This is a genomic window from Microbacterium sp. FW305-3-2-15-F-LB2, from assembly GCF_058787255.1.
On record NZ_JBYSZO010000001.1, the window covers coordinates 3,403,547 to 3,421,610 of the forward strand.

Below are 18,064 nucleotides of genomic sequence, written 5' to 3' on the forward strand. Positions count from 1 at the left end.
TCGCCACGCGGCGAAGGGCATTTCACCCTGCCCGACCACACAGAGCAGCGCATTGATTTGCGAGCGAGGGGACGCGACGATCACCGCACGGGTCGCACCGCGGCCCGAGCGAACGGTCCCCCCGCCTGCAGCGTCGCACTCGTGCGTGGACCGTGACGAACACCCTTCGAAAGGTCGACGAACGATGACGTTCATCCAACGAAGAGGGCTGCGCGCCCTCGGTATTGTCTGTGCCGCCTCCGCGGTCCTTGCGGCGGTACCCGCCGGGTCCGCGCTCGCCGCGGATCCGTATCCGACTCCCTCGCCGACGCCCAAGGGCGACCCGAAGATCATCGAGGCATTGCAGAAGGCCCCAGAACTCGCCGGCGTGACTTTCGACGTCTCCGGAGTGACCCTCCAGACCGGCGACGCCGTGGCGACGAACGAGAAGTGGATCTCGGACGACCACGAATTCCTGGACGATGACGTGAAGAATCCTGTCTGGCCCGACGCATGGCTGGTGGGCGGCAAGGTCCAACCGAACAAGGTGCTCAGTTCCTTGAGTTTGACGTGGGCTCACACGAATACGTTCACCACCACCAGAACCCACGACTTCAGCTTCGGGGTCACCACGGGATTCACTTACACGCAAGGGATGGAGGTGGGAGTCGACGGGACCAAGGTCTCGGCCAGCATCGCCTACAAAGCCGAATTTAACTTCACCTACAAGTACGGCATGCAAGAGACGGTGTCGACGTCGGACACGAAGACGATCACATCCCCGCCGCAGAACGAGCAAGTCCTGCCGGGGTTTGGCCTGCGTGTTCGGAAGTGGGTCGATGTGGGGACCTATGAGGCCGATATCGTGATCCCCGCCACCCTGAGCGGCGACGTCATTTTGAAGAAATGTGGAACGAGCGTGAAGGTGCCCATCGGACGTCTCGCCGCGATGAAGCGAGACGAGGATCAGGGCCCGCTCTTCCCGGACACCACTGTCGACGGAAATATTCTCCGTCAGTACGCCACCGCGCACTGGGTCGCGAATGTCGCCGCCCGAGCACACACGGAGATGACCGACACATACCTGGCCACCGGTGCTTCGATATCCAGCATCACCGACGATTCCTGGGGTGCCATCCCCGGTAAGGCGTCGAGTCCCTCCGCCAAGACGCGCTCGCTCCCCTCGGTCACGACCCAGGCGGAAGCCGACGACTCCCTCCGCAGCATCGTCCCGTGCGCGACCCCGTCCGACCTCAACACCAGCGGGGGCTCCCCGGGCACGTGGACACCCACGGGACTGGGCACGGTCGCTGTCGGCAATCACGCGTACCTCAAGGGCGACAAGACGCTCGTCTACGTCGACTCGGTCCTCGATCGCAACGTGACGAGCGTTGCGGGCGGATGGTCGCCGGGGAATGGAAAAGACTGGACGACGTATGTCCGAGCCGACGGCCGAGGGTACACCCGCGTCCTCGACGGCAGTGTGGGCCAGTTCGAGCGTACATTCGCCGCGGGAACCCGTGCGGTGGGCTTTCACACATATCTCACGCCTACTGGTGACCTCTATTACGGCAGCCGGCGAATCGCGCAGAATGTCACATCAGCCACGGGCGGCTGGGCCTCGGTCGATTGGGTCACTTATGTCAGTGGCGGCAAGGGGTACACCTGGGGGAGCCATTACACGACCGGTCCCGTCGAGGACAGCGCCCTGCCGAGTGGAACCGCAGCAGTCGGGATTCGCACCTACCTCGCTCCGGACGGGACCCTGAGTTACGGGGACACCGTCGTCGCGACCGGTGTGACCTCCGCGACCGGCGGCATCGGGAGCGGTTCCGGCATCAGTGCCTACTGGATCACCTTCGTCGCAGACGGCCGCGGCCATTCCTGGAACGCCGGCAACCGCTCGATCCGAGATGAGGTCTGGCTGCCCGACGACGCGAAGGCGGTGGGGAACCACCTCTACCTCGACGCCGACGGGTACCTGTATTTCGTCGACAACGAGGTCGCCCAGAACGTTACCAGCGCCGTGGGCGGCTGGGGCTCCGGGGCCGACTGGGCCAGCTACGTTCGCGTGGGGTCGTAGCAGTCGGCGAACGCCGAAGGGCGGGGGCTCCTCTCGGAACCCCCGCCCTTTGCGGTGCAATCGGTGCTTACCAGCTCGACTTGGTCACGCCGGGCAGCTCGCCACGGTGGGCCATGTCGCGGAAGCGGACACGCGAGACGCCGAACTTCGTCAGCACACCACGGGGGCGGCCGTCGATGACGTCGCGGCTGCGGACGCGAGCGGGCGACGCGTTGCGGGGCAGCTTCTGCAGGCCCACGCGGGCGGCCTCGCGGGCCTCGTCGGTCGCGGTCGGGTCGACCAGGGTCTTCTTCAGCTCGGCGCGCTTCGCGGCGTAGCGCTCGACGATGACCTTGCGCTGCTCGTTGCGCGCGATCTTGCTCTTCTTAGCCATGCTTAGCGCTCCTCTCGGAAGTCGACGTGCTTGCGGACCACGGGGTCGTACTTCTTCAGCACGATGCGGTCGGGGTTGTTACGGCGGTTCTTGCGCGTCACGTAGGTGTACCCCGTGCCGGCGGTCGAACGCAGCTTGATGATCGGACGGACGTCCTGAGCCTTCTTCGCCATTACAGCTTCACGCCCTTCGCCTGCAGGTCACGGACGACGGCTTCGATACCGCGCGCGTCGATGACCTTGATGCCCTTCGCCGAGACGTTGAGCTTGATGTTGCGACCCAGCGACGGAACGAAGTAGGTCTTCTTCTGCACGTTCGGGTCGAAGCGGCGCTTCGTCCGGCGGTGCGAGTGCGAGATGTTGTGACCGAAGCCGGGAACCGCTCCAGTCACCTGGCACACTGCTGCCATGGTGATGTCTCCTTCTGTACCGTGACACCGGACGGTGTCACCCAAGATCCCTTGTCTGCACCCCGTTCCGGGCGCAGCACGAGGCCAGGATCGGAAGAAGGGGTACGTACTGCGTGCTGGAGTGCGCGCAGACAAGCGATCAGTCTAGCACGCCCGGCGTGTCGCCTTGACGAGCGGCGGCCTCGGCGGCGCCGCGCCCCCAGCGGAACGCCGACACCGTCGGGTCGCCGTCGATCCAGAACCGCCACGGGAAGGCATCCGTCCCCGCGATTCCCGCCACGCCCACCCGCGGACCGGAGACGACCCGCGACGAGAGCCGCCCGGGCAGGAGCAACCGCGCCCGCGCCCCGGCGCGCTCGACCCCGGTGACGGCGTCGGTCCCGTCGTGGACCGGATGCCGAAGGCCCACGGCATCCCCCAGTCGTCCGGGTCCGCGGGCCAGGTCGCGCGGCACGCGCACGACGCCCCGGCGTTCGCGTCGACGCCGCTCGGCCACGTCAGCCCCCTCGATCACCTCGCCGCCGCGCAGCAGGACACCGCCGGCGACCCCCTCGGGACCGCACACGACGTTGACGCACGAATGGATGCCGTGGCTCAGATACACGTAGAGGTGTCCGGGCTCGCCCCACATCGTCGCGTTCCGCGCGGTCGGACCACCGCGGGCGTGCGACCCGGGGTCGGGACGATCGCCCGTGCCGAGCCCGTGATACGCCTCCACCTCCGTGATACGCAGGACCACGCGCTCCCCCGCCACGACGGTTTCGAGGTGGGCGCCGAGGAGGAGCGGCGCGACCTCGACCGGCAGGGCGGCCAGGTCGTCGCGCGTCGCGGGGCGTGTCATCCCGGGGGCACCTGGCACCACGAGAGGTCGAAGCCCTGCAGGGCCGCGAGCTCCTGGCCCGTGTCGATCTCGACGAGGTGCGTCTGCAGCCGACCCGGCAGCGGGAGCTGGTAGCGGTCGAAGGGGTTGTCGATGGCCTTGGGCGCCACGAGCACGGCGGCGTATCGCCCACTCGGCGACACGCACGTCTGCAGCACCGTGTCGCTGCCGGGCACTTCGAGGAGCGGCCGCACCGTGCCGTCGGTGTCGACATGGCCGATGGTCGTGGCGCGGAACGCCCCGTCCGACCCGATGTCGGCGAACGATCGGATCGTGCCCGCTCCCGTCCCGGGCACGGGGGTGGCGCGCCCCGGCATGCCGGGGGGATCGACCGGGTCTTCGAGCGCCTGTTCCGATCCGTCGGTGAGGTTGATCTCGCGGATGCCCTCGAGGCGTTCGACGATCGCCACCGAGGAGCCGCGCGCGATGCCGTCGATCGACAGCGCGCTGCCCAGGGACGCGGCGTTGCCGCCCTGTGCGTCGGTCAAGAGCAGACGCGAGTCGAACGTCAGCACGAGCATGCTGTCGGTGTCGGGCACGAACCGCCAGTCGGCGACACGCACGTCCCCGCCGTTCAAGCCGATCTCGACCGGCGGCACGTCATCGGCGGCCGACGCCGTGAAGAGTTTGCTCTCGCGTCCTCCGGCGGTGCCGAGGGTGGCATCCGAGAAGGTGAATCCGACGCGCTCACCCCGGTCGGCCGACTGCAGGTTCGAGACGAACCCGGGCCCGGGCAGGGGGATGTCGTGGGCGTTCTGCCCGTCGAGATCGGTCACGATCACCCGCGCGCGGTCGCCCTCGCGAACGGACACGACGAGGTGGTTGGCCGTGGCACGGAAGTCTTCGATGTGCTCGTGGGTGAAGACCGGCAGACCCGCCTCACCCTTCAAGTCCGTGCGGAAGATCGTGTCGCCGTCGGCGGTCCCGCGCTGCATCAGGAACGCCGTCAGGGGCGGGGTGCGGAAAGACTCGCTGAGTGTCGACGCGGGTCCGGCGCCGAGGCCCTTCACGGCGTTGACGGTGACGGTGTAGTCGGAGTCGTCCCGCAGCGGGAGCGTGAACCGGATGCCGACGCTGCGCCCCGATGTGTCGACGGTGAAGGGCGTAGCGGGTTCGACCTGCACCTGCGAGGGATCGACCTTCTCGAGCGACTGGGTCGTCGTGAGGATGACACGGGCACCGGATGCCGCGACGGCGGCCGCCGGGTCGACCTGCACGTCCGTCACCCGGGGGCCTTGCGCGACGGAGACCACACCGCCGACGCCGCCCACCAGGACGAGCCCGCCGAGCACCGCCGCGAAGGCGAGGAGGAACCCGCGACCGCGACGCTTGCGCGCGCGGGCGCGGCGGGAGTCAGTACTCATACGGATCCGCCGGCTCGTCGATCGCCGCGACCTGGTCGGCGCGCACCTCCAGCGCCCCATCGCCGCTCGATCGCACCGTCCCGGTCACCGTCACCCATTGCCCCGTCGACGGAGCGGACACCGACGCGGTGATCGGCAGTCGCGCGGTCTGCGCGTCGATGACGCAGTGCGTGATCACCAGGCGCGTGAGGTCGAAGGTCGCGCCGTCCTGTCCGGGCGTGATGAACCCGGTGAGGGTCACGGGCTTGCCGTCGAAGGTCTCGGGGTTGGTCGCGTGCGCGAAGATCGCCGACCAGTCGCCGATGCCGAACGTCGACGTGTCGCCCGAGGCGGCGAGGGTCACGACGTCGGAACCGACGAACAGCGGCGGAGCGCCGACGTCGCGCGACACGGCGAGCTCGGCCGAGAGCGAGGCGGGCGGGGTCAGGAGGACCGCGACGACCGCCCCCGACGCGATCAGTCCGCCGCTGAACGCGGCGACACCGGCGACCGTCCATCGCGGGCGGGCAGCGAGGTGATCGTTCGCGGCGTGGTCGTGCTCGTCGGGCGCGTCGGCGTGGTCGTGGTCGGCGTGCGCGAAGGCCTCGCGGCGCGCGGGCGCCAACCCGACGGCGTGCCCGTGCGCGTGATCATGGCCGTGGTCGGCCTCGGCGCCGAGGGGCAGGGCGAACGTCGCGATCGCGCCGATCACGGCGACGACCGCCATCCCGATGGCGAACCACGCCGAATCCGGGTTCACGTACAGCGCGAGGCGTCCGGTGAGCCACAGCGCGATGGTCGTGACGGCGAGACACGTTGTCAGCCCGACACCGAGCCACCGCGTGGCGAGAGCACCCGTTCTAGACAAGGAGGTTCACCACCGTTCCGAGCGCGAAGGCCGAGAGCACGACCACCGCGGTCAGGCCGACGAGCACGCGCGTGGTGAACGTCGTGCGCAGCAGCGCGTACATCTTGAGATCGACGACCGGACCCACGACGAGGAACGCCACGATCGAGCCGGGCGTGAAGGTCGACGCGAACGACAGCGCGAAGAACGCGTCGACGTTCGAACACAGCGACACCACGACGGCCAGCACCATCATCGCCGCGATCGAGAGGGCCGGGTCGGAGCCGATCGCCAGCAGCGCGCTCCGCGGGATCAGCACTTGCACGGCGCCCGCGATCATCGAGCCGATGATGAGGGCCGGCATGACCGACCGGAGCTCCACGACGAACTGCGCGAGCGACCGGCGGCCCCGGCCACCGCGTTCCTGGACGACGATCTCGCACGTCTCGAGGAAGCGCTCGGTGAGGAGCTTGTCGGGATCGGGATGCCGGCTGTACAGCCAACCGATGAGGTTCGCGACGAGGAAGCCGCCGATGAGACGCGCGACCAGGATGCCGTCGCTGAAGCCGAACGCGGCGTGGGTGCTGATGATCACGATCGGATTCACGATCGGTGCCGCCACGAGGAAGGTCAGCGTGTCGGAGACCCGGAACCCGCGCATGAGCAGGCCACGCGCGAACGGGACGTTGCCGCATTCGCACACCGGGATGAACATGCCGAGCAGCGACAGCACCGCGCGGCGCGCCCAGGGGGTGCGTGGCATCCATCGCTCGATCGCACCCGGCGGCACCCACACCTGCACGATGATCGAGAGCAGGACGCCGAGCACGACGAACGGCAGCGACTCGATGAGGACGCTGAGGGCGAGGGTGAGGCCGTCCTGCGCACGAGTGGGGAGCGGCGCGGAGAAGAAGGTCGGGGCGAAAGCGTCGATGAGGAACAACGCCGCGACGACGACGACGCCCACGCCGAGGCCGACGAGGGTGCGGGTGACGCCGGAACGCGGGGGCGCCGACGCGACCGTGCGACTACTCGTCGCCACGCTCACGGGCGCGCGCCTGCGCGCAGTCGGCGCAGATACCGAAGATGTCGACGACATGCTCGGCCTGCGAGAAACCGTGCTGGGCGGCGGTGCGCTGCGCCCACTCCTCGACGGCGTCCGCCTCGATCTCGACCGCGACGCCGCACGAGCGGCAGATCAGGTGGTGATGGTGTCCGCGGGTCTCGCACGCGCGGAAGAGGTTCTCACCCTCGGGGCTCTGCAGCGAATCGGCATCGCCCTGGGCGGCCAGCCCCGCGAGAGCCCGGTAGACCGTGGCCAGTCCGATACCCGTGTTCTCGTCGCGCAGGGTCGCGTGCAGCGACTGCGCGCTGACGAAGCCGCCGGCACCGGCGAGAGCTTCGCGCACGCGCTCGCGCTGCCACGTATTGCGCTGGACCATGCGGGAAGTCTACCGAGGCGATCGGTGAAACGGCTGGGGACGCCGGGCGCTACAGCGCCCGCGTGGTGCGGTCGCGGCGGGCGCCGATGAGGCGGCAGACGAGGTAGATCGCGAACGAGATCGTCGTGATGTAGGGGCTCACCGGCAGCGTTCCCGCGACGGCCAGCAGCACACCGCCCACCGCCGAGACGAAGCCGAACAGCGCCGCGAGGACCGGAACCGAAAGCGGCCCGGATGCCACCCGCATCGCGGCCGCGGCCGGGGTGACCAGCAGCGCCATCACGAGCAGCGCGCCGATGATGTGCACGGCGACGGCGACGATGAGGCCGAGCAGCAGCATGAAGCCGAGCGACACCGCGGTCGTGGGAACGCCTCGGGCGGCGGCCGACTGCGGGTCGAGCGAGTCGAAGCGCAGGGGACGCCAGATCATCAGCAGCGCCAGCAGCACCACGAGACCGATCACGACGAGCCAGCCGAGCTGCGCGCTCTGCACCGACACGATCTGTCCGGTGAGCAGGCTGAAGCGCGTGGCACTGCGGCCGTTGTAGAGGGAGAGACACAGGATGCCGATGCCCAGACCGAACGGCATGAGCACGCCGATGATCGAGTTGCGGTCGCGGGCGCGCGCGCCGAGGAGACCGATGATCGCCGCCGCGATGAGCGACCCGACGATCGAGCCGGAGACCACGTCGACTCCGATGAGGAGGGCGACCGCGGCACCCGCGAACGACAGCTCGCTGATGCCGTGGACGGCGAACGCCATGTCGCGCTGCATGACGAAGACGCCGATGAGTCCTCCCACGAGCCCGAGCACGGCACCCGCGTACACGGAGTTCTGCACCAGCTCGAGGATCGCCCCGTACTGGCTCACGCCGCCGAACAGCGCGTCGCCCACGTCGGCCCAGTTCATGCGTCGTCCTCGTCGTGGTGGTGGTGGGCCTCGTCGGCGTCGGGTGCCCCGACGACGACGAGTCGCCCGCCGGCGCGGGTCACGAAGACGGGCGCGCCGTAGAGGGCGCTCAACGTCTCGGACGTGAGCACCTCGTCCGGAGTGCCGAGCGTGAAACGGCCGTTCGCGATGTACAGGATGCGGTCCACGTGCGCGAGCACGGGATTGATGTCGTGGGTGACCAGCAGCACAGCGGCGTCGCGCTCGCGGCGGTGACGGTCGATCAACCGCACCACGGCCTGCTGGTGGGCCAGGTCGAGGCTCGTCAGCGGCTCGTCGCACAGCAGCAGCCGTGGGTCGTCGGCGAGCGCCTGGCCCACACGAAGCCGCTGCTGCTCGCCGCCGGAGAGCAACCCCACCGGGCGGTCGGCGAACGCGTCGGCACCGACGGCGGTGAGCAGTTCGGCGATGCGGGCGCGGTCTTTCCGTCGCGAGAACGGCAGCCCGAACCGGTGCCCGTCGACCCCGAGACCGACGATGTCGCGACCGCGCAACGGCGTTTCGCGCGGGAGGGGCCGCTGCTGCGGCACGTAGCCGATGCGCCGGTTGCCCGCCCGGCGGACGGGCGTGCCGAGCGCCTCGATGGTGCCGTCGCTCAGCCGCTCGAGGCCCAGGATGGCCCGGAGCAGTGTCGTCTTGCCCGAGCCGCTCGGGCCGAGGACCGCAACGAGCTCGCCGGGCCCGACCTCGAGGTCGAGCCCGGACCACAGCTCGCGGCCGCCGCGTTCGAGCGCGGCTCCGCGGATGCGCAGGGGTGTGACGTCGCTCACGCCGCCAGGGCGTCCGACAGCGCGCTGATGTTGCTCTGCATCCACGAGAGGTAAGTCTGGCCCTCGGGAAGGGTCTCGGTGAACTCGAGCACCGGAATGTTCTTGGCCTTCGCCTCGTCCATGACCTGCGTCGTCTCGGCGCCACCGGTCTGCGGGTTGACGATCATGACCCGGATCTCGCCCGAATCGATGAGCTGCAGCGACTCCAGCAGGGTCGCGGGCGGCACGTCCTGGCCCTCTTCCACAGATTCGCTGAACTCGTTCGGGGTCGCGTTCACCAGGCCCGCGGCTTCGATGAGGTAGACGGGCACGGGCTCGGTGACGAACACCTTCGCGCCGGCATCCTTCGCCTCGATCTGGCCCAGCGAGTCCTCGAGGCCGGCGATCTGCTGCACGAACGCGTCGGCATTGGCGGTGAAGTCGGCCGCGTGGTCGGGCGCCAGCTCGCCGAGGTGCTCGGCGACGGCCTTCGCGAGGTCTTCGACCGTGTGCGGGTCGTACCAGACGTGCTCGTTGAAGCCCTCGATGTGGTCATGACCGTCGCCCTCGGCGTGGTCGTGGTCGTCGGCGCTCTCGCTGGGCGAGGCGCTGGCGTCGTCGTGCGACTCCGCGCCGGGGTAGTCGTGGTTGTACTCGACGGCGGTGAGGACCTCGGCATCCGATCCGCTGGCGTCGATGAGCGACTCCATGAACGCGTCGTAGCCCGCGCCGTTCTCGATGACGAGCTGCGCACCCTTGAGGGTGAGCTGGTCCTGCGCGCTGGCCTCGTACTCGTGCGGGTCCTGCGTGGGCGACGTGATGATCGAGGTGACGTCGACGAAGTCGCCCCCGATGGACTCGGCGATCGAGCCGTAGACGTCGGTGGATGCCACGACCGAGACCTTACCGGATGCGTCGGTCGTACCGCCGGCCGAGGGAGCGGTGCCGGCACAACCGGCGAGGGCGAGCACGGAGGCCGCGCCGAGGACGAGGGGGGCGAGGAGGCGTCGGGTCATGTCCCCCACTGTAACGGTAGTGATAACCGTTCTCAAACTCAGCAGGGCCGGCCGCCCGCCCGCCCAGAACGCCCGTCAGGCGCCGACCGCGACCGCCATCGGCGTCCCGAATGCGTGCACGCCGGAACCGACCTCGAACGTCCGACCGTCCGGCAGGTCCACCACTCCCGTCGCCCCCGTCGGCACCCGCACCTCCACGTGGAGCTCACCCGCCTCGATGCGCCAGGCGATCGCGGCGCGCCCGTACGGCGTCTCGTGTTCCGTGGCCGCGTGCGTGAGCCCGCCGCCGGGGCGCGGCGCGAAGGAGATGCGCCGGTACCCGGGGTCGAGCGGTGCGAGGCCGCCGACGGTGCGGTGAATCCAGTCGGCGACCGCACCGAGGGCGAAGTGGTTGAACGAGGTCATCCCCCCGGGGTTGACCGTGCCGTCGGGGAGCAGGCTGTCCCACCGCTCCCACGTCGTGGTCCCGCCGGAGAGCACCGTGTACATCCACGAGGGGCATTCCTTCTCCAGCAGCAGGTCGTACGCGACGTCCACATGCCCCGACCGCGTGAGCGCGTCGGTGATCAACGGCGTCCCGGCGAAGCCGGTCGCAATGCGGTTGCCACCGGCGCGCACGAGCTCGGCCAGTCGGGCGCCCCAGACGTCGCGCTCGGCGACGTCGGTGTAGAGCTCGAACTCGATCGCGAGGGCGTACGCGGTCTGTGCATCGCTGCTCAGCAGACCCGCGTCGGTGACGTACTCGCCGCGGAACGCATCGCGGACCTCGGCCGCCAGGCGTGAATACGTCTCGACGTCATCGAGGCGCCCGAGAACCTCGGCCATCTTCGCGAGGTGAAGGCTCGACCACGCGAAGTACGCCGTCGCGACGAGGTATCGGTCGGTCGTGGCATCCGCCGGATCGTGCGGCGGAGCCGCCGGGTCGAGCCAGTCGCCCAGCTGGAACCCCGAGTTCCACAGGCGCGAGGGACCGGCCAGCCGCGCGACGAGATCGACCCACTTCCGGGCCGAGTCGTACTGGTCGCGGAGGATGCGCGCGTCTCCGAACTGGCGGTACAGGGTCCACGGTGTCAGCACGGCGACATCGCCCCAGGCAGCCCCGGGACGGATGGGGGTCCACTCCTCGCCGCCCGGGATCACCGGCACGTACCAGGGCACGGTCCCGTCGGGAAGCTGCTCGGCCGCGACATCGCGCAGCCACGAGCGGAGCATGCCGGAGCAGTCGTAGAGGAAGGATGCCGCGGGCGCGAAGACCTGCAGGTCGCCGGTCCAGCCGAGGCGTTCGTCGCGCTGCGGGCAGTCGGTGGGGATGTCGACGAAGTTGTCTCGCATCGACCACCGCACGTTCTCGTGCAGGCGGTTCAGCAGCGGGTCCGACGAGGCGAACCAGCCGGTCCGCTCCATGTCGGTGTGGTAGACCCGCGCCGTGATCGCTCCGGGGGCGATCTCCCCCGGCCACCCGGCCACCTCGGCATAGCGGAATCCGTGGATCGTGAAGCGCGGTTCCCACTCGAGCGTTCCGCCGGCGTACTCGAGGACGTCGGTGGCCGCCGCCCCCCGCAACGGGCGGGTGTAGAGCTCGCCGTCCTGCAGGACCTCGGCGTGGCGCAGGGTGACGACCCCGCTGTCCTCTGCCGTGAGCGAGAGACGCAGGCGACCGGAGATGTTCTGGCCGAAGTCGAGGATCCACGCTCCCGTCGACGATCTGGTCACCTCGACCGGCTCGAGCTCCTCGGTGCAGCGCACCGGCGGACCCTCGGGGGCGACGAGCGTTGCGTGGTCGACGGGAAGCAGGCGCGCGGGCGTCCAGTCTCCGGCGGCGGCGGCCCAGTCGTCCTGCTGCAGTCGCGCGTCGAAGTGCTCGCCCTCGTAGATGCCGGTGGTCAGGATGGGGCTCGGCGCCGCCTCCCACTCGGCATCCGTCGCCACGACCGACCGCGAGCCGTCGGCGTGCTCGATCTCGAGCTGGGCGATGAGGCCGATGTCACTGCCGTAGAGATTGGGGTACCCGCCGTGGAAGCCGAGACGCCCGCGGTACCAGCCGTCGGCGAGCCACGAGCCGATCGTGTTCTCACCCGCGCGGAGGTGCTCGGTGACGTCGTAGGTGTAGTACCGCAGCCGCTCGCCGTAAACCGTCCAGCCGGGCGACAGCGCGTCGTCGCCGACCCGACGGCCGTTGATCTCGACCTCGTACAGGCCGTGCGCCGAGACGTACAACCGGGCGCGGGAGACCTCGGACGCCACCTCGAACGCCCGCCGGACGCGCGGCGGACGGCGCAGCGATTCGGGCTCCTCGTCCCACGCGGGCCCGACGACACCGGCGACCCAGTCGTCGGCATCCAGGAGTCCGGCCTCCACACGCGACGCGGGCGACCAGTCGGATGCCGCGTCATCGTCGCTGAAGACCCGAACGCGCAGCGTGGCGCTCTGACGGGACACGAGGGGGGCGAAGGGCCACTCCACGAGCACGGACTCGGCACTGCGCACGATGCCGGAGGTCTCGGCACCGCTCTCGGTCACGATCTCGAGCTCGTAGCCACCCTGCCGCCATCCGGCGGGGGCCTCGGTCTTCCACGACACCCGAGGGGTGGCGACGCCGATGCCGAGGGCATCGGGGAGGTGTTCGAACGTGAGGGGGGATACGTCAACGGTCATGCGGTCGTCATCTCATCCTGCTGCGGGTGGACCATGGGCTTGAGGGCGGAGCGGTCGCGCCCGGGGAGAAGGAGGGCGTCGTGGACCCCGCCGAGGGGATGCACGCTCGTCACGAGTCGACGCAGATCCACTCGTCCGCTCGCCGCGAGCGCGATGGCATCCGGGTACTGGTTCGCATACCGGAACGTGCCGGTCAGCACGATCTCGCGCGACTGGATCACATCGAGCGGCAGCGTCACGTCGCCGTCGGCCGACATCCCCACCAGAACGGCGCGGCCGGCGGAGGCCAGCGCGGCGATCCCGGCGCGGATCGCGGAGGGCACACCGGAACACTCGATGAGCACCGTGCGATCGGTCGGCAGCGGGTCGGTGCGCGGGTCGACGATGCGCGACGCACCGAGGTCGGCCGCCACGGCCAGGCGCTCGGCGGAGACGTCGCTCACGCACACGTCCGCCCCCTCGACGAGCGCGACCTGCAGTACGAGCAGTCCGACGGGGCCCGCACCGCTGACCAGCACGCGATCGCCGATGCCGACACCGGCTTTGCGCACCGCCCACAGCGCCACGGCGAGCGGCTCGATGAGCGCGGCCTCGTCGTCGTCGAGGGCGTCGGGTACGTCATGGGCGAAGTCGGACGCGATGACGACGTGCGTGGCGAAGGCTCCGTCGATCGGCGGGGTGGCGAAGAAGCGCACGCGGGGGCACAGGTTGTACCGGCCGGCGCGGCACTGTTCGCAGCGCCCGCACGGCACGCCGGGTTCGAGGGCGACGCGAGCGCCGAGGCGGTCGGGCGAGACATCCGCGCCGAGCGCGACGACCACACCGGATGCCTCGTGCCCGAGGACGAGCGGTTCCTCGACGCGCGTCGAACCGATGCGCCCGTCGCGATACCAGTGCACGTCCGAGCCGCACACACCCACCGCACGGACCTCGACGAGCACCTCGTGCGCGGCGAGCGCGGGGACGGGACGCTCCTCCACGACCGTGGTGTCGATCGCCGTCATGACGGCCGCGCGGAGGGACTCCGGGGGCGTCATCCCTTCACCGCGCCGCTGGCCAGGCCCGCCATGATGCGCTGGTTCAGCACGAGGTAGATGGCCAGGATGCCGAACATGTTGATGCAGATCGCGGCGAAGAGGGGTCCGTACTGCGTCGCGCCGAACTGCCCGGTGAAGTTGAGCAATCCGACCTGCACCGTGCGCAGTTGCGACGAGTTGGTGAAGGTCAGGGCGATGAGCAGGTCGTTCCAGAAGAAGAAGAACTGCACGAGCGCGACGGTCACGATCGAGTTGCGGGCCATCGGGAGCGCGACGGAGAAGAAGGAGCGGAAGATCGACGCACCGTCCAGGGTCGAGGCCTCGAACACCTCGCGCGGGATCGCACGGAAGTACGTCGCCATCATGAACACGGTCAGCGGCAGACCGGTCGCGGTATACGTGATGATGAGCGGCCAGAGCGACCCGGTGATCCCGGCCTGGAAGTACACCGAGAACAGCGGCAGCAGGATCATCTGACCGGGCACCATGATGCCCGCGAGGAAGAGCAGCAGGATGCCGCCCCGGCCGCGGAAGACCATGACCTCGAGCACGAAGCCCGCGGCGACGCCGAACAGGAGCATGAGCGCGAGCGCAGGGAAGACTGCGACGACGCTGTTGCCGAGGTACTGGCCGATGTTGCCGGTGACCCAGGCGTCGACGTAGTTCTGCAGATTCAGCTCGCGGGGCAGCGCCCACGTGGGGGCGTTGAGGAACTCGTCCTGGCTCTTGAAGGAGTTCATCAGCAGCCACAGCAGAGGAAGGACCTCGATGGCGACCAGCAAGACGATCAGGACGGTGCCGGGGGTGCGGCGCAGGGCTCCGGCCCGTACGGCGGGCTTCCGGCGCGGGCGCAGCGGCTCGGGGGTCTGGGGCAGGGTGGCGGTGGACATGGGGGATCAGCCCTTCGTGGCGTCGCGGCGAGACGACCGGAAGATGAAGACGGTCACGATCAGGCACAGGATCGTCAGCAGCAGCGCGATCGAGGCGCCGTAGCCGTATTCGCCGTAGCTGAACGAGGTCTGGAACATGTAGAGCGTCAAGGGCGTCGTCGCCGTCCCCGGTCCGCCGTTGGTCAGGGCGACGATCGAGTCGAAGACCTTGAGCGTGCCGTTGATCGAGAAGATCACCGACGACAGCAGCACGGGCAGCGACAGCGGCAGGACGATGCTGCGGACGAGACGCCAGCCGTTGGCTCCGTCGAGTCGCGCCGATTCCATGATGTCGTCGGGGATGTCGAGCAGCCCCGTGTACAACAGCACGGCGTAGAAGCCCATGGAGCGCCAGAGGTCCATGATCACCAGGACGACGATCGCGCTCACGGGGCTGCCGAACCAGTCGACGGATGCCACCCCGAACACGTTCAACAGGGCGTTCACGGGGCCGGTCTGCGGCGCCACCTCGAACAGCTTCTGGAACATCAGGGCGACGGCCACCGTGGGGATGATGACGGGGAAGAAGACCAGGGTGCGCACGACGCTTCCGCGATTGCGGAGCACGAAGACGTAGAACAGCGCGAGCAGGTAGCCCAACAGCACCTGCCCCACGGTGATGATGACGGCGTAGAGCAGGGTGAACCGCAGCGCCTCACCGACGCGGGGGTCCGTGAAGAGGCGGGCCAGGTTGTCGACCCCGACGAATTCGAACCCGGAGATCGCGTTGCCCTCGAAGAGCGTGTAGCCGAGTGACCACACCACCGGGATGAGCATGACGAGGGTGTAGACGATGAGTGCCGGGCCGAGCAGCAGCGCGATGGCGCGCGGATCGCCGAGGACTTTGTTCATGGGGTTTCCTTCACGGGGGACGAAGGGTGGGGGCGACGGACGTCGCCCCCACCCGGGAGGTCACTCAGCCCAGGTCGGCCTGCACGAGGCTCATGAAGTCCTGCGGCGAGGTCGCACCGGTGATCAGCTGCGCGGCGTTCTTCTGGCTCGTCTCGGTGGCCTTGGCGCTGAAGAGCGCTTCGAACCACAGCACCGACTCCTTGGTCGACGAGATCTGGTCCTGGACCAGCGACGTCAGTTCGTCGACCTGGACGTCACCGTCGACCGTGAAGCCCGAGATCGTGTCCGCCTTCGACAGCGACTCGGCGCCGTAGTTGTTCGCGATGCACGTGAGCCACTTGCCGGTGTTGTCGTTGTACGCCTTCGCCGACAGCGCCATCGGCAGACCGACGTTGGCCGGGGTCTGGCTCGCGTCGCCGGCGCCGCCGGTGACGTTCGGGAACGGCAGGAAGCCGATGTTCTCCGAACCGATCTGGTTCGCCGTCTCGTCGGCGAAGTTCGCCAGCGCCCAGCTGCCCATGTAGAAGAAGGCGGCCTTACCGGTGAGGAAGGTGTTGAACGCGGTGTCGTAGTCGATCGAGCCCACGCCCTGGCCGAAGTACCCCGCGGTACCCAGGTCGGCGACCGCCTGAGCGGCAGCGACGTACTCGGGGTCGGTCAGCTTCGCCTCGCCGTCGGCGACCTTCTGAAGGGCGTCGGGGCCGAGGTCGCGGAAGATGTATCCGCTGATCAGGCGGGTAATGGGCCAGCCCTGCTCGCCCGAGGCGGAGAACGGCTGGACACCGGCGCCCTGGAGCTTCGCCGCGGCGGCGGTGAGCTCGTCCCAGGTCTCGGGGACCTGGATGCCGTTGTCGCTGAGGAGCTTCTTGTTGTACCAGATGCCCTCGATGTTGTACTGGTACGGCAGCACGTTGAAGCCGCCGTAGAGCTGCTCGATCGTGGAGATCGCGGCGGGCTGGATCTTGTCGATGACACCGAGGTCGGTGAGGGTCTTCTTCAGATCGAGGACCTGGCCGCCCTCGGCGAGTTCCTTGGTGAGGGCCGGAGCGTTGCCGGCCGCGTACTGCGTCGGCAACGCGTTCTGCCCGGCGAGCAGTTGGAGCTTCTGGTCGAGCTGCGTCTGCGGGACCGTCTCGACCTCGAGCGGCTGCGCGTCGTTCTCTGCCTTGCACTGGTCGGAACTCAGGCTCGTCAGAAGATCCGGGATCGTTGTGTTCTCCTGGTTGACCAGGAATGAGAACTTCGACCCGGCGGCCGCGTTCCCGCCACCGCCGGCGCAAGCGGTGAGAGCCAGGAGCGCGGCGGCACCTGTCGCGACGATGGCGACCGTCCGACGCGACCGCGTGAATGCTGTGGACACTTTTCCTCCTCGAAAATGCACCTCGGTCATTGAAGCGCTTCAAGAGGATTATGCAAGGCGGGATGGACGGAGTCAAGAATTTTTTGAAACGCTTCAGACCTCAGCGGAGATGGCGCGTTCGCGCCCGACCGTGCTCTCGCGCACCACGAGCTCCGGCTTCAAGAGGGTCGTGACATGGGTGTGCTCCGCCCCGTCCTCGATCTCGGCCATGAGCAGCCGCACGCCTTCCCGCCCCATGTCGAGCCCCTGCATCTGCACGGACGTGAGCGGGATCATCCCGCCCCACGCCGCGGAGTTGTGGTCGCAGCCCATCACGGCGACATCGCCCGGCACCTCGATGCTGTGCGCGTTGAAGACCTGGATGATCGCCATCCCGAGGAGGTCGGTGACAGCGATGACACCGTCGAGACGCCCGGCCCGGACCTCGCCGGCCAGTTCTTCGCCGGCCCGGAGCCCCCCGGGCGGATCCAGGTTCTCGGTCGGGACCTCCTGCAGCGACACCCGCCCGCCCTCTTCGTCGACCGCACGGCGGACGCCGCGGCGGCGCAGGGCGACGGGCTGCAGGTAGTCGCGGCCGCCGACGAACGCCAAGCGGGTTCGCCCCAGATCGATGAGGTGCCGGGCGGCGAGGTAGCCGACCTCCTCGTTGTCGACGAGCACCTGACAGCAATCGCTTTTGCCGGAGTCGTAGTTCAGGACGACGGTGGGACGACCATGGCTACGGATCCGGGCGACGTCGTCGCTGGCATCCTGCATGGGCGCCAACAGGATGCCACTGACCCGGGCTTCGTCGAAGAAGTCGAGGTCGGCGCGCTGCTGGTCGACACGATTGTCGCTGTTGGCCACGAGAACGTTCATGGCCAGCTCGGCCGCGAATCGCTGGGCACCGCGGGCGATGTCGACGAACAGCGAGTTGCTGATGTCGATGACGACCAGACCGATGCTGCGCGAGCGCCCGGCCGCCAGTTGCTGGGCGTTGGAGTTGCGGACGAAACCGAGCTCGGCGATCGCCCCCTGCACCTTCGCGAGGGTGGCAGGCGACACCTTGTCCGGGTGGTTGAGGACGTTCGAGACCGTGCCGAGAGCGACTCCGGCGACACGCGCGACGTCGGCCATGCTCGGCGTCCGTTGCCCGTTCGACACCCGCGCCCCCTCCGTCCG

18 protein-coding genes are annotated in these 18,064 nt (G+C 69.1%); 1 reads left to right on the forward strand and 17 read right to left on the reverse strand.

The genetic code is table 11. From position 1 onward, the window contains the following. Positions 1 to 184 precede the first annotated feature (184 nt). On the forward strand, positions 185 to 2,062 hold the full coding sequence (locus tag AC3WLZ_RS16380) for an ETX/MTX2 family pore-forming toxin (protein WP_492470792.1): 1,878 nt from the start codon (positions 185 to 187) through the stop codon (positions 2,060 to 2,062). 67 nt (positions 2,063 to 2,129) lie between these two features. Here the strand turns inward: AC3WLZ_RS16380 and rpsN are convergent, their stop codons facing one another. The 17 genes from rpsN to AC3WLZ_RS16465 form a co-directional block, all read right to left on the reverse strand. Continuing rightward, positions 2,130 to 2,435 (reverse strand): 30S ribosomal protein S14, encoded by a 306-nt coding sequence (rpsN, locus tag AC3WLZ_RS16385; RefSeq protein WP_412925984.1) that lies wholly within the window; start codon positions 2,433 to 2,435, stop codon positions 2,130 to 2,132. Positions 2,436 to 2,437: 2 nt separating this feature from the next. Beyond that, positions 2,438 to 2,608 (reverse strand): 50S ribosomal protein L33, encoded by a 171-nt coding sequence (rpmG, locus tag AC3WLZ_RS16390; RefSeq protein ID WP_013584775.1) that lies wholly within the window; start codon positions 2,606 to 2,608, stop codon positions 2,438 to 2,440. Next, complete coding sequence (gene rpmB / locus AC3WLZ_RS16395; protein WP_013584774.1) at positions 2,608 to 2,844, reverse strand: 50S ribosomal protein L28; 237 nt, start codon at positions 2,842 to 2,844, stop codon at positions 2,608 to 2,610. Before rpmB ends, rpmG begins: the two co-directional genes overlap by 1 nt. Before the next feature lie 139 nt (positions 2,845 to 2,983). Then, positions 2,984 to 3,685 carry a DNA-3-methyladenine glycosylase gene (locus AC3WLZ_RS16400; RefSeq protein WP_492470793.1) on the reverse strand — a complete coding sequence of 234 codons (702 nt, stop codon included), beginning with the start codon at positions 3,683 to 3,685 and terminating at the stop codon, positions 2,984 to 2,986. Beyond that, entirely contained in the window at positions 3,682 to 5,088 is a 1,407-nt protein-coding gene (locus tag AC3WLZ_RS16405) for a hypothetical protein (protein WP_492470794.1), read from the reverse strand. The genes AC3WLZ_RS16400 and AC3WLZ_RS16405 overlap by 4 nt, the downstream gene beginning before the upstream one ends. Continuing rightward, entirely contained in the window at positions 5,078 to 5,935 is an 858-nt protein-coding gene (locus AC3WLZ_RS16410) for a TIGR03943 family putative permease subunit (RefSeq protein WP_492470795.1), read from the reverse strand. The genes AC3WLZ_RS16405 and AC3WLZ_RS16410 overlap by 11 nt, the downstream gene beginning before the upstream one ends. Continuing rightward, positions 5,928 to 6,962 (reverse strand): permease, encoded by a 1,035-nt coding sequence (locus tag AC3WLZ_RS16415; RefSeq protein WP_412925988.1) that lies wholly within the window; start codon positions 6,960 to 6,962, stop codon positions 5,928 to 5,930. The genes AC3WLZ_RS16410 and AC3WLZ_RS16415 overlap by 8 nt, the downstream gene beginning before the upstream one ends. After that, complete coding sequence (locus tag AC3WLZ_RS16420; protein ID WP_412925989.1) at positions 6,943 to 7,356, reverse strand: Fur family transcriptional regulator; 414 nt, start codon at positions 7,354 to 7,356, stop codon at positions 6,943 to 6,945. The genes AC3WLZ_RS16415 and AC3WLZ_RS16420 overlap by 20 nt, the downstream gene beginning before the upstream one ends. A gap of 49 nt (positions 7,357 to 7,405) precedes the next feature. Then, positions 7,406 to 8,266, reverse strand: coding sequence for a metal ABC transporter permease (locus tag AC3WLZ_RS16425; RefSeq protein ID WP_492470796.1), 861 nt, complete (start codon positions 8,264 to 8,266; stop codon positions 7,406 to 7,408). Beyond that, positions 8,263 to 9,075 (reverse strand): metal ABC transporter ATP-binding protein, encoded by an 813-nt coding sequence (locus AC3WLZ_RS16430; RefSeq protein ID WP_492470797.1) that lies wholly within the window; start codon positions 9,073 to 9,075, stop codon positions 8,263 to 8,265. Before AC3WLZ_RS16430 ends, AC3WLZ_RS16425 begins: the two co-directional genes overlap by 4 nt. After that, complete coding sequence (locus AC3WLZ_RS16435) at positions 9,072 to 10,070, reverse strand: metal ABC transporter solute-binding protein, Zn/Mn family (protein WP_492470798.1); 999 nt, start codon at positions 10,068 to 10,070, stop codon at positions 9,072 to 9,074. Before AC3WLZ_RS16435 ends, AC3WLZ_RS16430 begins: the two co-directional genes overlap by 4 nt. Positions 10,071 to 10,145: 75 nt before the next feature. Then, the gene (locus AC3WLZ_RS16440; protein ID WP_492470799.1) at positions 10,146 to 12,725 is read right to left on the reverse strand and encodes a family 78 glycoside hydrolase catalytic domain; all 2,580 of its coding nucleotides are present in this window, start codon (positions 12,723 to 12,725) and stop codon (positions 10,146 to 10,148) included. Continuing rightward, complete coding sequence (locus AC3WLZ_RS16445; RefSeq protein ID WP_492470800.1) at positions 12,722 to 13,762, reverse strand: NAD(P)-dependent alcohol dehydrogenase; 1,041 nt, start codon at positions 13,760 to 13,762, stop codon at positions 12,722 to 12,724. The genes AC3WLZ_RS16440 and AC3WLZ_RS16445 overlap by 4 nt, the downstream gene beginning before the upstream one ends. Continuing rightward, entirely contained in the window at positions 13,759 to 14,652 is an 894-nt protein-coding gene (locus AC3WLZ_RS16450) for a carbohydrate ABC transporter permease (protein ID WP_492470801.1), read from the reverse strand. Before AC3WLZ_RS16450 ends, AC3WLZ_RS16445 begins: the two co-directional genes overlap by 4 nt. A gap of 6 nt (positions 14,653 to 14,658) precedes the next feature. Next, positions 14,659 to 15,543: a carbohydrate ABC transporter permease gene (locus tag AC3WLZ_RS16455; RefSeq protein WP_412925996.1), complete on the reverse strand. Its 885-nt coding sequence runs from the start codon at positions 15,541 to 15,543 to the stop codon at positions 14,659 to 14,661. Between the two features lie 64 nt (positions 15,544 to 15,607). Further along, positions 15,608 to 16,903 carry an ABC transporter substrate-binding protein gene (locus AC3WLZ_RS16460; protein WP_492470802.1) on the reverse strand — a complete coding sequence of 432 codons (1,296 nt, stop codon included), beginning with the start codon at positions 16,901 to 16,903 and terminating at the stop codon, positions 15,608 to 15,610. A gap of 93 nt (positions 16,904 to 16,996) precedes the next feature. Further along, positions 16,997 to 18,046 (reverse strand): LacI family DNA-binding transcriptional regulator, encoded by a 1,050-nt coding sequence (locus AC3WLZ_RS16465; protein WP_492470803.1) that lies wholly within the window; start codon positions 18,044 to 18,046, stop codon positions 16,997 to 16,999. Positions 18,047 to 18,064 lie beyond the last annotated feature (18 nt).

What these genes read in the sequence shown, in the direction of transcription:
- AC3WLZ_RS16380 (WP_492470792.1), top strand. Translation starts at nt 185, where the DNA reads ATGACGTTCATCCAACGAAGAGGGCTGCGCGCCCTCGGTATTGTCTGT.
- rpsN (WP_412925984.1), bottom strand. Translation starts at nt 2,435, where the DNA reads ATGGCTAAGAAGAGCAAGATCGCGCGCAACGAGCAGCGCAAGGTCATC.
- rpmG (WP_013584775.1), bottom strand. Translation starts at nt 2,608, where the DNA reads ATGGCGAAGAAGGCTCAGGACGTCCGTCCGATCATCAAGCTGCGTTCG.
- rpmB (WP_013584774.1), bottom strand. Translation starts at nt 2,844, where the DNA reads ATGGCAGCAGTGTGCCAGGTGACTGGAGCGGTTCCCGGCTTCGGTCAC.
- AC3WLZ_RS16400 (WP_492470793.1), bottom strand. Translation starts at nt 3,685, where the DNA reads ATGACACGCCCCGCGACGCGCGACGACCTGGCCGCCCTGCCGGTCGAG.
- AC3WLZ_RS16405 (WP_492470794.1), bottom strand. Translation starts at nt 5,088, where the DNA reads ATGAGTACTGACTCCCGCCGCGCCCGCGCGCGCAAGCGTCGCGGTCGC.
- AC3WLZ_RS16420 (WP_412925989.1), bottom strand. Translation starts at nt 7,356, where the DNA reads ATGGTCCAGCGCAATACGTGGCAGCGCGAGCGCGTGCGCGAAGCTCTC.
- AC3WLZ_RS16425 (WP_492470796.1), bottom strand. Translation starts at nt 8,266, where the DNA reads ATGAACTGGGCCGACGTGGGCGACGCGCTGTTCGGCGGCGTGAGCCAG.
- AC3WLZ_RS16435 (WP_492470798.1), bottom strand. Translation starts at nt 10,070, where the DNA reads ATGACCCGACGCCTCCTCGCCCCCCTCGTCCTCGGCGCGGCCTCCGTG.
- AC3WLZ_RS16440 (WP_492470799.1), bottom strand. Translation starts at nt 12,725, where the DNA reads ATGACCGTTGACGTATCCCCCCTCACGTTCGAACACCTCCCCGATGCC.
- AC3WLZ_RS16445 (WP_492470800.1), bottom strand. Translation starts at nt 13,762, where the DNA reads ATGACGCCCCCGGAGTCCCTCCGCGCGGCCGTCATGACGGCGATCGAC.
- AC3WLZ_RS16450 (WP_492470801.1), bottom strand. Translation starts at nt 14,652, where the DNA reads ATGTCCACCGCCACCCTGCCCCAGACCCCCGAGCCGCTGCGCCCGCGC.
- AC3WLZ_RS16455 (WP_412925996.1), bottom strand. Translation starts at nt 15,543, where the DNA reads ATGAACAAAGTCCTCGGCGATCCGCGCGCCATCGCGCTGCTGCTCGGC.